Origin of the sequence: Pedobacter superstes, from assembly GCF_037622515.1 — a bacterium.
Taxonomy (GTDB): Bacteria; Bacteroidota; Bacteroidia; order Sphingobacteriales; family Sphingobacteriaceae; genus Paradesertivirga; species Paradesertivirga superstes.
In genome coordinates, this window is record NZ_JBBJCN010000007.1 from 53027 (window position 1) to 66016 (window position 12990).

A 12990-nucleotide genomic window follows, 5' to 3' on the forward strand; every position below is an offset into this window, starting at 1 on the left:
CAGAATGGTTTTTTTTGTGTTTTTTTTAAAGCTATTGCGAAAATAATGTCATTTTTTATCGCAGGTTTTTCGTCTGCAACTTTTTCTGTGTTCAATGGTTAATACTTTTGTTTATATTGAAGTAGATTATGGCTTTTGATTTGGAAATGATTAAAGCTGTTTATTCTCGTTTCGGCGATAGAGTAGAAGCGGCTAAAAAAGCAGTTGGTAAACCACTTACTTTAACTGAAAAAATTCTTTATTCCCATTTGTGGGAAGGTAATGCCCAACAAGCGTATGCTCGTGGCACCTCTTATGTTGACTTCGCTCCGGACAGAGTAGCTATGCAGGATGCTACCGCTCAAATGGCTCTTTTGCAATTCATGCAGGCGGGAAGGCCTCAGGTTGCGGTACCATCAACAGTACATTGCGATCACTTAATCCAGGCAAAGGTTGGAGCGGCCGAAGATCTGCAAATAGCTAATGATACAAATAAAGAGGTGTATGACTTCCTTGCATCTGTATCTAATAAATATGGCATTGGTTTCTGGAAACCAGGTGCAGGTATTATACATCAGGTTGTTCTTGAAAACTATGCTTTTCCGGGAGGAATGATGATTGGCACTGACTCACACACACCTAATGCTGGTGGTTTGGGTATGATAGCGATCGGAGTTGGCGGAGCAGATGCCTGCGATGTAATGGCAGGTTTTGCGTGGGAGCTTAAATTTCCTAAACTTATTGGGGTTAAATTAACGGGTAAACTTTCTGGCTGGACCTCAGCTAAGGATATTATTTTAAAAGTAGCAGGTATTCTTACCGTAAAAGGTGGTACAGGTGCAATAGTAGAATACTTTGGTGAAGGGGCCCGTTCTCTGTCCGCAACAGGCAAAGCGACTATTTGTAATATGGGTGCTGAAATTGGCGCCACTACATCTATTTTTGGATATGATGAAAAATCTGAAGTTTATTTACGTGGAACAGAGCGAGGCGATATCGCTGAACTTGCAAATCAGGTAAAACAACATTTAACAGGTGATGATGAAGTATATGCAAATCCTGAGCAATATTTCGATCAGGTAATTGAAATAAACCTATCAGAACTTGAACCATATATTAATGGTCCGTTTACTCCGGATTTAGCATGGCCTCTTTCTAAATTCGCAGATGCAGTAAGAGAGCACGGCTGGCCGGCAAAACTAGAAGTTGGCTTAATTGGTTCATGTACCAATTCTTCATACGAAGATATTACCCGTGCGGCTTCTCTGGCGCAGCAAGCAGTTGATAAAAACCTTAAAACTAAAGCTGAATATACAGTTACACCGGGCTCTGAGCTTGTTCGTTATACTGTAGAACGCGATGGGTATTTAGATACTTTTGATAAAATAGGTGGGGTTGTATTGGCGAACGCATGCGGTCCGTGCATCGGACAATGGGCTCGTCACACGGATGATCCGACCCGTAAAAACTCTATTATTACGTCGTTCAACAGAAACTTTGCTAAGCGTCAGGATGGAAATCCTAATACCCACGCTTTCGTAGCTTCTCCGGAAATTGTAACGGCTTTGGCTATTGCCGGGGATCTTACTTTTAATCCAATGACTGATACACTGACAAACGAGGATGGCCAACAGGTTAAATTAGATGAGCCTCAGGGATTGGAAATGCCGATTAAAGGATATGCCGTTGAAGATGCAGGTTATCAGGCCCCCGCAAAAGACGGAAGTGGTGTAAGTGTATTGGTTGATGTTCGGTCAAGCCGCTTGCAACTTCTTGAGCCTTTCCCAGCCTGGGAGGGAACCGATTTAAAAGGGTTACGCCTGCTGATTAAAGCCAGAGGTAAATGTACCACCGATCATATTTCAATGGCTGGCCCATGGTTGAAATTTCGTGGTCACATTGATAATATTTCGAATAATATGCTAATTGGTGCTGTTAACTATTTCAACGACAAAACCGATTTAGTTAAGAATCAGATAACGGGTGAGTATGGACCTGTTCCGGCTACACAAAGATCTTATAAAGCAGCCGGAATCGGAACGATTGTAGTTGGTGACGAGAATTACGGAGAAGGGTCATCTCGTGAGCATGCTGCAATGGAGCCCCGCCATTTAGGAGTGAGGGTTATATTGGTTAAATCTTTTGCCCGTATTCATGAAACTAACCTTAAAAAACAAGGTATGTTGGGTATAACTTTTGCAAATCCTGCTGATTATGACAAGATTTATGAAGATGACGTGATTGATGTTGAAGGATTAACTAGTTTTGCCCCTGGTAAACAGCTCAAGGTTATTTTACACCACGCTGATGGATCTAAAGATTCATTCCATGTGAATCATACCTATAATGAGCAGCAGATAGAATGGTTTAAGGCTGGTGCCGCGTTGAACATTATCAGAATGAACCAACAACAGGCTTAATCATAAGATTTCAGGCTTAATGGAAACCCCAATCGGAGACGGCTGGGGTTTCTTGTTAGATTTAGATTCTGAGTTCATTGAAGGAGGGTTGTGCGACGTTTTTATTTAATATCCTTGTTTGCTGGATGGAATGGTGTAAGTGTTATGAAGTGTATCGCATGGCATTAATTATTCGTATGTTAGTTAACTAATTTTAAGATATCTGTGAAATACGTTTGCCTTCTGGCATTGGTTTTCTTAAGTATAATTGTTCGGGCACAGCAGCATCCAAATGATGAATGCAGTACAGCCATCGTATTAAACAACATACGCAACTACTGCTCTGCTGACGCCCAGTTTACTACAGTAAACGCTACGGAAAGCGGACTGCCTGCAGCCCCTAATTGGCCTGGCGCGGGGAAAGATATATGGTTAAAGTTTACTGCAATAGCTTACGATATTAACATTTCTGTCAGTGGAAACGTTACCGGAGGGGGAAGTACGGGCGGAACGCTTCAGTCGCCTCTGGTAGCGTTGTATTCAACTCCCGATTGTCAGAACTTCAGCACAATAGTCGGTAATATGTCTTCAGCTAATAATGCAGCCACTTTTTACAAAGGTGGATTAACGATAGGAGGCGAGTATTACATCCGGATAAGTTCATCGAACAGTACTGGTACTTTTAAGCTTTGTGTAAACAATTACAACCCCATTCTTAAGCCCGGACAGGACTGTTCTACAGCGGCTGTTTTGTGCAGCCGCACAAGTTTTACGGAGTTGAATGTTACAGGAGCCGGTATAAATAATCATGAAGCTGCGGGAACTTGTCTGGGGACCGAAGCAAATAGTGCATGGTATAAATGGACGGCTGAAAATAATGGAACGCTTGCTTTTACTATCACTCCAACAGTTTCCAATGATGATATTGACTGGATTTTGTATGATTTAGGAATCATAGGGAATTGTGGTAACGTCACTGCTGCTAATGCAATCCGCTGTGCTGCCGGGCATGGAGTTGATAATTCGGGTTGCAGAAATGAAGCGCTTTATTATAAAACTGGTTTAAATATGACAGAGACCGATTTTAACGAGGCCGGTGGTTGTGGAGCCGGTCAAAATGGTTTTGTTAAATACATTGATATGCAGCAGGGACATGTCTATGCCTTACTTGTGGATAATTTCTCGAGTTCAAATAATGGGTTTACGATAGATTTTTCAGGGACCGGACAATTCCTTGGCCCGGAATCCAAGTTTAGTTTAGATATTAATCAACCATGCACCTCAGGCCAGAATTATGTATTTACTAATCAGTCAACTAATTATGGCAGCTTAAGGTGGACTTTTGGAAGCGGCGCCAATATCCCGAATTCGACAGACCCTGGTCCTCATACTATTACTTATTCTACCCCTGGAATTAAAACCGTTGTACTCGAAGCAATAGGTGACAAAGGCTGTTTTACTGTATCGTCCCAAACTTTTAGTGTTGGCTTTAAGCCTCCATTACCAATCATAAATAATACCAAATCTGGCTATTGCCTCGGTGAAATCATTACACTCAATACCCCAAATCAGACAAATGCCGTTTACAAATGGACTGGCCCTAATGGTTTTATCTCGTCCTTACGGGAGGTCTTGATACCGGTAGCCACCTATAATGTTGCAGGCGTCTATTCCTTAACTGTAACTATATTTGGATGTACAAGTGATGCTGAGACAATTATCATTCCCCCAATAAGTAAGACCCCGGTTAACAATTTTAGTATTACCGAAAACAATTCTTGCACAAATCAGCAATCGTTTACTTTTAATAATTTATCAACGGATTTCAATAGCTTAAAGTGGGATTTTGGAAGCGGGGCCAGCCAGGCTAGTGGTACCGGTCAGGGTCCTTTTACCATCACGTACAACTCGCCCGGTGTAAGAAGTATTGGTCTTGAAGCTCAAGGCGATGCAGGCTGCGTTGTATCCCTTGTTAAAACTCTGGAAGTTCCCGCTGTTCCTCAGCAACCTGTTATTTCGTCAAATAAGCCAGACTTTTGTTTAAAGGACACTATCTTCTTGAGTACCGAAGTCCAAGCTGGTGCAACATATCAATGGAGGGGCCCTAATAATTTTAGTTCGAGCGAACCAGCTGTAAGGATACCAGTGAACGGATATGGGGTAGCTGGCCGATATACATTGGTTGTTTCGATGGGGAGATGTAGTACAAGGCCTGATTCCATCATAATTCCTCCAATCTTAAAAAATCCTACCGCAGCATTTAGTTCAATACCTAACATTCCGGCCAAGCTTTCTTTTCCAGTTACGATACAGTTTACAAATATGTCTGCAGATGCTGATACTTATTTATGGGATTTTGGTGATGGTGAAACATCTGAAGAGCTTCATCCATCTCATATTTATACCCACGCGGGAGATTATAGTGTAAGCTTAACGGCTTTTAAGAGTAATGTATGCAGCGCTTCTGTAATGAAGGGAAGATTTGTTATTAAAGCAGGCAACGCACTATTTATTCCGAATACTTTCACACCTAACGGAGATGGCATTAATGACGAGTTTGTAGTGACAATAACTAACCTGGTATCCTACAATATCAAGATATTTAATCGCTGGGGAACTTCTCTTTTTGAATCTGTTGATATTTTTGATAATTGGAAGGGTTTGTATAAAGGAGAACCGCTTCCGGTTGGTACCTATTATTATGTGCTGCATACTGTAGACTTAAACGGCGTTTCAACTAAGAAATCAGGATCTGTTACTGTGATAAGGTGAGCTGTCAAAATCCTTAGTTTTAAAAACCATTTTTTTTAAAATTCCTTATTACTTTATGGAAAAGTTTATGACACAATTCATCATGAGCGGCGTAAAGACGGATGTTACTGTACAAGTATTAGCTGAGAAAAAGTTTGGCTTTGTTCTCCGTTTTTTCGATGATTTTGAAGGTGGAGAACTTTCGCCTGAAGAGCATGAAATTGATGGTGCGATTTCTCAAAATAGCGATGGTTATTGGATGCTTTCGGAACATAGTAAAGTGCATCTTACAGATGAGGATATACAGAGTCTTGGAGCAGCAATTGAAATGGATTATTTAATGGATTAGGCTTTCAATGTCCTTCTAATTGATCTGTGATAAAAAAATGTTTAATTACCCTTGACATCGGTAGGATTAATAATAACTAAAAGTGCTGTAATTGTCCTGTTTAAATGTTTTTGAATAATAATCTAAAACAAAAAATCCCGGCTATGAGCCAGGATTCAATACATTATTCGGTTGGAAACTAAGCAAAAACTTTGCTCAATTCTTCAGCCATTGCAGCGCCAATTTCGGCGGGAGATTCTACTACTCGAATTCCGCACTCTGCCATGATTCTCATTTTAGCGGCAGCAGTATCATCAGCACCACCAACGATAGCACCGGCATGACCCATACGACGTCCTGCAGGAGCAGTTTGACCAGCTATAAAACCCACAACAGGTTTAGTACCATTTTCTTTAATCCAATATGCAGCTTCAGCTTCCATGCCTCCACCAATTTCACCAATCATGATGATTCCTTTTGTTTCCGGATCATTCATCAATAGCTTAACAGCTTCAACTGTTGGAGTTCCGATAATTGGATCTCCACCAATTCCGATAGCTGTTGTAATACCCAGGCCTGCTTTAACAACCTGATCAACTGCTTCGTATGTTAAGGTTCCTGACTTAGAAACTACTCCAACAGATCCTTTTTTGAAAATGAATCCTGGCATAATGCCAATTTTTGATTCGTCAGCAGTGATTATACCCGGGCAATTTGGCCCGATAAGACGGCAATCTCTGTCGGAAATATATTCTTTCACCTGAATCATGTCCTTAGTTGGAATGCCTTCGGTGATACAAACGATAACTTTTATTCCAGCTTCAGCAGCTTCCATTATTGCATCGGCAGCAAACGCCGGAGGTACAAATATGATAGAAACATCAGCACCAGTTTTATCTACAGCATCTTTTACGGTGTTAAAAACTGGTCGGTCTAAATGTGTCTGACCACCTTTACCCGGAGTTACTCCGCCCACTAACTGAGTTCCGTATTCGATCATTTGCGATGCATGATACGTACCCTCGTTGCCTGTAAAGCCCTGAACTATAACTTTTGAATCTTTATTTACTAATACACTCATTTGACGTTTTTTCTAAAGTTGTACAAACTTAGATAAAATTTTTGCAATTAATTTTTAGAACTACAGAAATTTTATCGCTTTTTAATCTAAAATTGAAGTTATTGTAAAAAACAGCCAACTTTTAGGCTGTTTTAAAGACTTTTTGCTATTCCTATTGAATTAAATTGCAAATCATAAAGCCGTTTATAATAACCATTCAGTTTTAAAAGTTGCTGATGGGAGCCTGCTTCTTTAATTTCTCCATGATCCAAAACAATAATTTTATCGGCATTTTGTATTGTGGATAATCGGTGAGCAATGACAATTGAGGTTCTACCTTTCATCAGTTTTTCTATAGTTTGCTGGATTAAGTATTCTGTTTCAGTATCTACTGATGAGGTTGCTTCATCTAATACCAATATTTTGGGATTATAAACCATGGCCCTGATGAAAGAAATTAATTGTCCCTGGCCCGATGACAGAGTTGAACCGCGCTCCATGACATCATAGTCGTATCCACCCGGAAGACGTTCGATAAATTCGTGCGCCCCGGTTTCTTTAGCAGCGGAGATTAATTGTTCTCTGCTTATTTGCCTGTTATTAAGTGTTATATTATTAGAAACAGAATCAGAAAACAAAAAAACATCCTGTATAACAGTTGCAATTTGTGTCCTTAGATAATTGAGTTCGTATTCCCTGATATCTATTCCATCAATTTTAACACTTCCTTTACTTATTTGGTAAAACCTGTTCAGAATGTTGATTACTGATGATTTGCCTGCACCCGTGGCACCTACCAATGCAAGGGTTTCGCCCGCGTTAATTGAAAAGTTGATGTTTTTAAGAATCCAGTTTTCTTCTTCATGCTCATCTTTGTCTGGCCTGTAAGTAAACCAGACATTTTCGAAAGAAATTTGTCCTCTCATTTTTTCCGGGATAAATTTCCCGTTATTTTCTTCAATATCAGTATTGTCTAAAACGCTAAAAACCCTATCGGCACCAACCATACCCATTTGCAGAGTATTAAACTTATCAGCAAGTTCCCGGATCGGCCTGAACATCATGTTAATATACATAATAAAAGAAACCACAACTCCGGGGGAGATATCATGTTGAATTATCAATTTGGAGCCATACCAGACCAACAGTCCCATAGACAGGGCTGAAATGATCTCTACTACAGGGAAGAAAATAGAATAATACCAGTTAGAACGAATGTTTGCATCACGATGTTTAGCGTTAATTTGCTTAAACTTTCTCATTTCCTGATTTTCCCGGGCAAAATATTTAATAATGCTCATGCCTGATATATGCTCCTGCAGAAATGTATTTAAATGGCCCACCTGAGTCCTGACGTCCTGAAAAGCAGACTTTATAGCTTCTTTAAAAATCAGGCTTGAAAAAATTAACAGGGGCATAGGAGCAAGTACCACTAATGTTAATTTCCAATCGGTATAAAGCATTACTCCTAAGATTACGATGAGTTGCAGTATATCTCCGATAATGACAATCAACCCTTCTGAAAATATATCTGCAATGGTTTCCAGGTCAGAAACTGTACGGGTAATTAATTGTCCGATAGGCGTTCGGTCAAAAAATCGAAGCTTAAGTTTACTGATGTGCTTAAATACATTGATCCTTAAATCACGAATAGTGGACTGGCCAAGAGTATTAGTTAAATAGGTATGAAAGTATTGAATAATAGTTTGAGCAAGCAGGAGGAAAATCATTAACAGGGTTACATTGAGTAATCCCTTGTAGTTATTGGTGAAAATATAATTATCGAGAGCGTACTGTATAAGCAGGGGCCGAAGCGGTGCTATTATAGCAAGTGCCAGAGTAAGTACAACAGACCATATAAAAATCCCCTGATAAGGCTTTACGTAATTAAAGATCCGTTTTAGTAAACTGATGTCGTATGCTTTGCCTGCAATTTTTGTCATAAATTATTCGGGATAAATTAAAGAGGAATATTTCCGTGTTTTTTTCTTGGATGATTTACCACTTTATTCTGAAGCATGTTAAAAGCTTTGATAAGCTTTATCCGTGTTTCTGATGGTTCGATCACTTCATCTATAAAACCTCTTTCTGCTGCTCTGTAAGGGTTCGCAAAAATATCCGAATATTCCTTTTCTTTTTCCAGCCACCTGGCATTATGATCTTCTACTGACGCAATTTCTTTCTTAAAGATGATTTCTGCGGCACCTTTTGCTCCCATAACTGCAATTTCGGCACTTGGCCAGGCATAATTCATATCGGCTCCAATGTGTTTCGAATTCATTACGTCATAGGCCCCTCCATAGGCCTTTCGGGTTATTACGGTAATACGTGGCACAGTGGCCTCGCAGAAGGCATACAAAAGCTTTGCTCCGTTTACTATAATTCCATTCCACTCCTGATCCGTTCCGGGTAGAAAGCCCGGTACATCTTCCAATACCAGTATCGGGATATTGAAACAATCGCAGAAACGGACGAAACGAGCACCTTTAGTTGAGGCCTTAATATCGAGGACTCCGGCTAAAAAAGCGGGCTGATTAGCCACCACACCGATACTTCTTCCGGCAATTCGTGCAAACCCTACAACTATGTTTTCTGCGAAGTCTTTATGCACCTCAAAAAATGTATCCTGATCTGCAAGCTGTTTTATCACATCCCTGATATCGTAAGGCTGGTTGGCATTCTCAGGTAAGAGATTATTTAGTTCTTGTCTTTTTTCATTTCCGATTTCCTTACTCGACTCATAATGCAGGGAGGGGGCCGGATCTTCGCAGTTTTGCGGTAAATAGCTTAAAAGTTTTTTTATATTTTCAATGGCCTCAATTTCGTTGCTGCAGGCGAAATGAGTTACACCGGATTTAATGGCATGAGTAGAAGCACCTCCCAGTTCTTCTGAACTCACTTCTTCGTGTGTAACTGTTTTTACCACGTTTGGGCCCGTTACAAACATATAGGAGGTATGTTCTACCATTAAAATAAAATCGGTAATTGCCGGAGAATAAACGGCTCCGCCAGCACATGGACCCATAATGGCCGAGATTTGCGGAATGACACCAGAGGCTAGCGTATTTCTGTAGAAGATATCGGCATAACCCCCGAGAGATACCACTCCTTCCTGAATTCTTGCACCTCCCGAATCGTTTAACCCAATCATTGGTGCTCCGTTTTTAATAGCAAGGTCCATGATCTTGCAGATTTTTTCGGCATGCGTTTCTGATAAAGAGCCACCAAAAACTGTAAAATCCTGAGAGAAAACATAAACCAAACGCCCGCTTATTGTTCCATACCCTGTAACTACTCCATCGCCCGGATATTTTTCTTTTTCCATGCCAAAATCGGTGGACCGATGTGTTACCAGCATTCCTATTTCTTCAAAAGAATTCTCGTCTAAAAGAAAATGCAGACGTTCGCGTGCCGTTAGTTTTCCTTTATTATGCTGACTCTCGATTCTGTTCAGACCACCTCCAAGAATGGCTTCTTTACGTTTTTCGGTAAGTTGATTTAATTTATTTTTCACGATTTATAAAATAGAATAAGCAAAGTACTGAATATATGTTGATGATGTATTTGGATTTAGAAAACAGGATAGTTAGAAGAGTTGAAATTATTAACTTTTGTAAAAATGATGTTATTGCCAGAATTATCTTTTAAGTTTGTTATTTTTGCATTTATCACAGAATGAAAAAAGAGAAGTGTAAAATAATTTTCAGTATTCTTTTTTTAGCCATCTTTACAATTAAGATGGTGATTTCTGTGGCACCCCTAATTCTTTCTCATTGTGATAAGAAAACGGTAAATGCCGTCATAATGCAGCTGGAGATCGAAAATAATGCTAAAACTAATGATGTAAAAGAAACAACCGTCAAGGAATATTTTACATTAAGTAATTTTGGCTTCGCATTGGTGCATCCGATACAGCTTATTTTAACATCAATGATTAGCGCTGATCATGATAAGCATGTTCAGGCTTTCTACCCACCAGTAGCTACTCCTCCTCCTAACGTTTAATAATTAATCCCATTCCTTAGTTCGTTTATTAAGGCTCTTTTAGTATTAATTAATTATTCAATTAACGTATGTATTTATGGCAGCGAATTATGTGTCTGCGTCGTCTGGTTTTGGCAAATATTTTTTAAAGAAGAATTTAAAAAGGGATTTACCAGCTAGCATTGTTGTGTTTTTGGTTGCACTGCCTCTATGTCTGGGCATTGCTTTAGCATCAGGTGCACCTTTATTTGCCGGTCTATTGACCGGGATTATAGGAGGAGTGGTTGTGGCTTCGTGTAGTGGCTCACAGCTTAGTGTTAGTGGTCCGGCAGCGGGTTTAACAGTTATTGTTTTTTCGGCAATCGCCCAACTGGGCTCGTATCCAACTTTTTTACTCGCAATAGTTCTAGCAGGAGCTTTTCAGTTGATTTTAAGTTTTATTAAAGCCGGAACCATTGCAAATTATTTCCCATCATCCGTAATTGAAGGAATGCTGGCCGCAATCGGGATTATTCTTATCCTGAAGCAAATACCTCACGCAATTGGCTATGATTCTGATTACCAGGGAAATGAAAGTTTTAAGCAGGCGGATAGTGAAAATACTTTCTCTGCGATAACAAACGCTTTGGGGGGAATTAGCTATGGAGCTTTCATCATTAGTGCTGTATCGTTATTAATCCTAATTTATTGGCCTAAGATTAAAAAGTTGAGCGGGATACCTGCAGCTTTAATAGTAGTGGTTGTGGGGATAATACTGAACCAATTATTTATGGGTTCTGCGTTTGCTATTAAAGCAGAGCATCTTGTAACTATACCTGTTGTTGGGTCATTTAATGAATTTACCAATCTTTTCATTTCACCCGACTTCTCTCAAATTGGAAATAAAGATGTATGGATTGTAGCGGTTACCATTGCAATAGTTGCAAGTATTGAAACTTTATTGAGCCTAGAAGCCGTAGATAAAATTGATCCGATAAAAAGAGTTTCTCCCACAAACAGGGAATTACTTGCGCAGGGTATTGGTAATATGACAAGTGGATTATTGGGCGGTTTACCGATGACGGCCGTAATTGTTCGTTCATCTGCTAACGTAAGTGCGGGGGGAAGAACAAAAATGAGTGCCATATTTCATGGAATATGGTTATTGGTAGCTTTATTAGTTATACCCAAAGTAATAAATTTGATTCCGCTATCGTGCCTGGCGGCAATACTTTTAATAACAGGTTATAAACTGGCTAAGATTGGATTATTTGCAAAAATGTGGAAAAACGGATATAGTCAGTTCGTTCCATTTGTGGTTACCGTTTTAGCTGTGGTTTTTACCGATCTGTTGAAAGGCGTCGCGTTAGGAATGCTGGTGTCGGTTTACTTTATCTTAAGAAATAACCTGCGTAATCCATACTTTTATAAAATCGGTTCTTACGGAGATAAGAAAGTAATTGAAATAAAACTGGCCGAAGAAGTGTCATTTTTAAATAAAGCTGCCATTCAGTATACGCTGACACATTTGCCCCAGGAAACAAATGTCAAAATTGATGGTACGAATTGCCGGTATATAGACCCGGATGTATTGGAAGTGATTCACAACTTTAAACATAGTGCTTTTACAAAAGCTATAATTGTGGAGTTAGTGAATATAAAAGACAGGTATGATATACCTAAGCTTAATGAATTAATTTATAAACCAGAAATTTCTGAATATAATGACATCAAACAATAGTAAAATAAATAATACCAACACAAATCAAACTGCTGAAGAAGTAAAAGTAATTCAACAGCGTACCTATGAGCAGTTACTTCAGGGAAACAGAAATTTTGTAGACACCACACTTCAGGAGGATCCGGAATTTTTCAAAAAGCTTGCTGCCGGGCAAAATCCTGATATGCTTTGGATTGGATGTTCTGATAGCCGCGTTCCTGCGAATGCATTAACCGGAACAAAGCCAGGACAGGTATTTGTGCATAGAAATATTGCCAATGTTTGTGTTCATTCGGACATGAACATGCTCAGCGTTTTAGATTACGCTGTTAATGTATTAAAAGTAAAACATGTAATAGTTGCCGGACATTACGGATGTGGTGGGATCATGGCTGCAATGGGGAACAAACAATTTGGATTGATTGATAACTGGTTGCGCCATATCAAAGATGTTTATCGTATACACAGTCACGAACTGGATTTAATAACGGATGTGACTGCCAGGGCTAACCGTTTGGTAGAACTGAATGTTATTGAGCAGGTATATAACATTTGCAAAACAACAATAGTTCAAAATGCATGGAAGGAGCGCCCGAACCTGGAAATACACGGTTGGGTAATTGATATTAGCACAGGTTTGGTAAAAGATATGAATGTTAGCTGCAGCAATTCTGACAATCTGGGAAAGGTGTTTGCCCTGGATAGTATTCAGTCAATAGAAACTAAATAAGTAAATTTTTTAATACGCTAATTTTAAAGCAAAACGGCTGGTCTATAATAGAACAGCCGT

General features: G+C 39.5%; 9 protein-coding genes. 6 read left to right on the plus strand and 3 right to left on the minus strand.

Annotated elements, in window-relative coordinates; all coding sequences use genetic code 11:
• Nucleotides 1–128: 128 nt before the first annotated feature.
• The 3 genes from WG906_RS16700 (at nucleotide 129) to WG906_RS16710 (ending at nucleotide 5478) form a co-directional block, all read left to right on the plus strand.
• The gene (locus tag WG906_RS16700) at nucleotides 129–2399 is read left to right on the plus strand and encodes an aconitate hydratase (RefSeq protein WP_339993982.1); all 2271 of its coding nucleotides are present in this window, start codon (nucleotides 129–131) and stop codon (nucleotides 2397–2399) included.
• 204 nt (nucleotides 2400–2603) lie between these two features.
• A complete protein-coding gene (locus tag WG906_RS16705; RefSeq protein WP_339993983.1) occupies nucleotides 2604–5150 on the plus strand; it encodes a PKD domain-containing protein in 2547 nt (848 codons plus the stop codon).
• A gap of 67 nt (nucleotides 5151–5217) precedes the next feature.
• Nucleotides 5218–5478, plus strand: coding sequence for a hypothetical protein (locus WG906_RS16710; protein WP_339993984.1), 261 nt, complete (start codon nucleotides 5218–5220; stop codon nucleotides 5476–5478).
• A gap of 178 nt (nucleotides 5479–5656) precedes the next feature.
• On the opposite strand, the gene sucD is transcribed toward WG906_RS16710, so the two are convergent.
• The 3 genes from sucD to WG906_RS16725 all read right to left on the minus strand — a co-directional run bounded on the left by sucD (nucleotide 5657) and on the right by WG906_RS16725 (nucleotide 10031).
• A complete protein-coding gene (gene sucD, locus WG906_RS16715) occupies nucleotides 5657–6538 on the minus strand; it encodes a succinate--CoA ligase subunit alpha (RefSeq protein ID WP_339993985.1) in 882 nt (293 codons plus the stop codon).
• Nucleotides 6539–6669: 131 nt separating this feature from the next.
• On the minus strand, nucleotides 6670–8460 hold the full coding sequence (locus tag WG906_RS16720) for an ABC transporter ATP-binding protein (protein ID WP_339993986.1): 1791 nt from the start codon (nucleotides 8458–8460) through the stop codon (nucleotides 6670–6672).
• A gap of 17 nt (nucleotides 8461–8477) precedes the next feature.
• The gene (locus WG906_RS16725; RefSeq protein WP_339993987.1) at nucleotides 8478–10031 is read right to left on the minus strand and encodes an acyl-CoA carboxylase subunit beta; all 1554 of its coding nucleotides are present in this window, start codon (nucleotides 10029–10031) and stop codon (nucleotides 8478–8480) included.
• A gap of 161 nt (nucleotides 10032–10192) precedes the next feature.
• Here WG906_RS16725 and WG906_RS16730 point away from each other — a divergent pair, with 161 nt between their 5' ends.
• From WG906_RS16730 to can, 3 genes are all read left to right on the plus strand, one after another.
• Nucleotides 10193–10522, plus strand: coding sequence for a hypothetical protein (locus WG906_RS16730; protein ID WP_339993988.1), 330 nt, complete (start codon nucleotides 10193–10195; stop codon nucleotides 10520–10522).
• A 76-nt stretch (nucleotides 10523–10598) separates the two neighbouring features.
• A complete protein-coding gene (locus tag WG906_RS16735) occupies nucleotides 10599–12221 on the plus strand; it encodes a SulP family inorganic anion transporter (protein ID WP_339993989.1) in 1623 nt (540 codons plus the stop codon).
• Nucleotides 12205–12930: a carbonate dehydratase gene (gene can, locus WG906_RS16740; RefSeq protein ID WP_339993990.1), complete on the plus strand. Its 726-nt coding sequence runs from the start codon at nucleotides 12205–12207 to the stop codon at nucleotides 12928–12930. The genes WG906_RS16735 and can overlap by 17 nt, the downstream gene beginning before the upstream one ends.
• The last annotated feature ends 60 nt before the right edge of the window (nucleotides 12931–12990 follow it).

Excerpts from the sequence above, each read along its gene's own strand:
- WG906_RS16700 (WP_339993982.1), top strand. The coding sequence starts at position 129 with ATGGCTTTTGATTTGGAAATGATTAAAGCTGTTTATTCTCGTTTCGGC.
- WG906_RS16710 (WP_339993984.1), top strand. The coding sequence starts at position 5,218 with ATGACACAATTCATCATGAGCGGCGTAAAGACGGATGTTACTGTACAA.
- sucD (WP_339993985.1), bottom strand. The coding sequence starts at position 6,538 with ATGAGTGTATTAGTAAATAAAGATTCAAAAGTTATAGTTCAGGGCTTT.
- WG906_RS16720 (WP_339993986.1), bottom strand. The coding sequence starts at position 8,460 with ATGACAAAAATTGCAGGCAAAGCATACGACATCAGTTTACTAAAACGG.
- WG906_RS16730 (WP_339993988.1), top strand. The coding sequence starts at position 10,193 with ATGAAAAAAGAGAAGTGTAAAATAATTTTCAGTATTCTTTTTTTAGCC.
- WG906_RS16735 (WP_339993989.1), top strand. The coding sequence starts at position 10,599 with ATGGCAGCGAATTATGTGTCTGCGTCGTCTGGTTTTGGCAAATATTTT.
- can (WP_339993990.1), top strand. The coding sequence starts at position 12,205 with ATGACATCAAACAATAGTAAAATAAATAATACCAACACAAATCAAACT.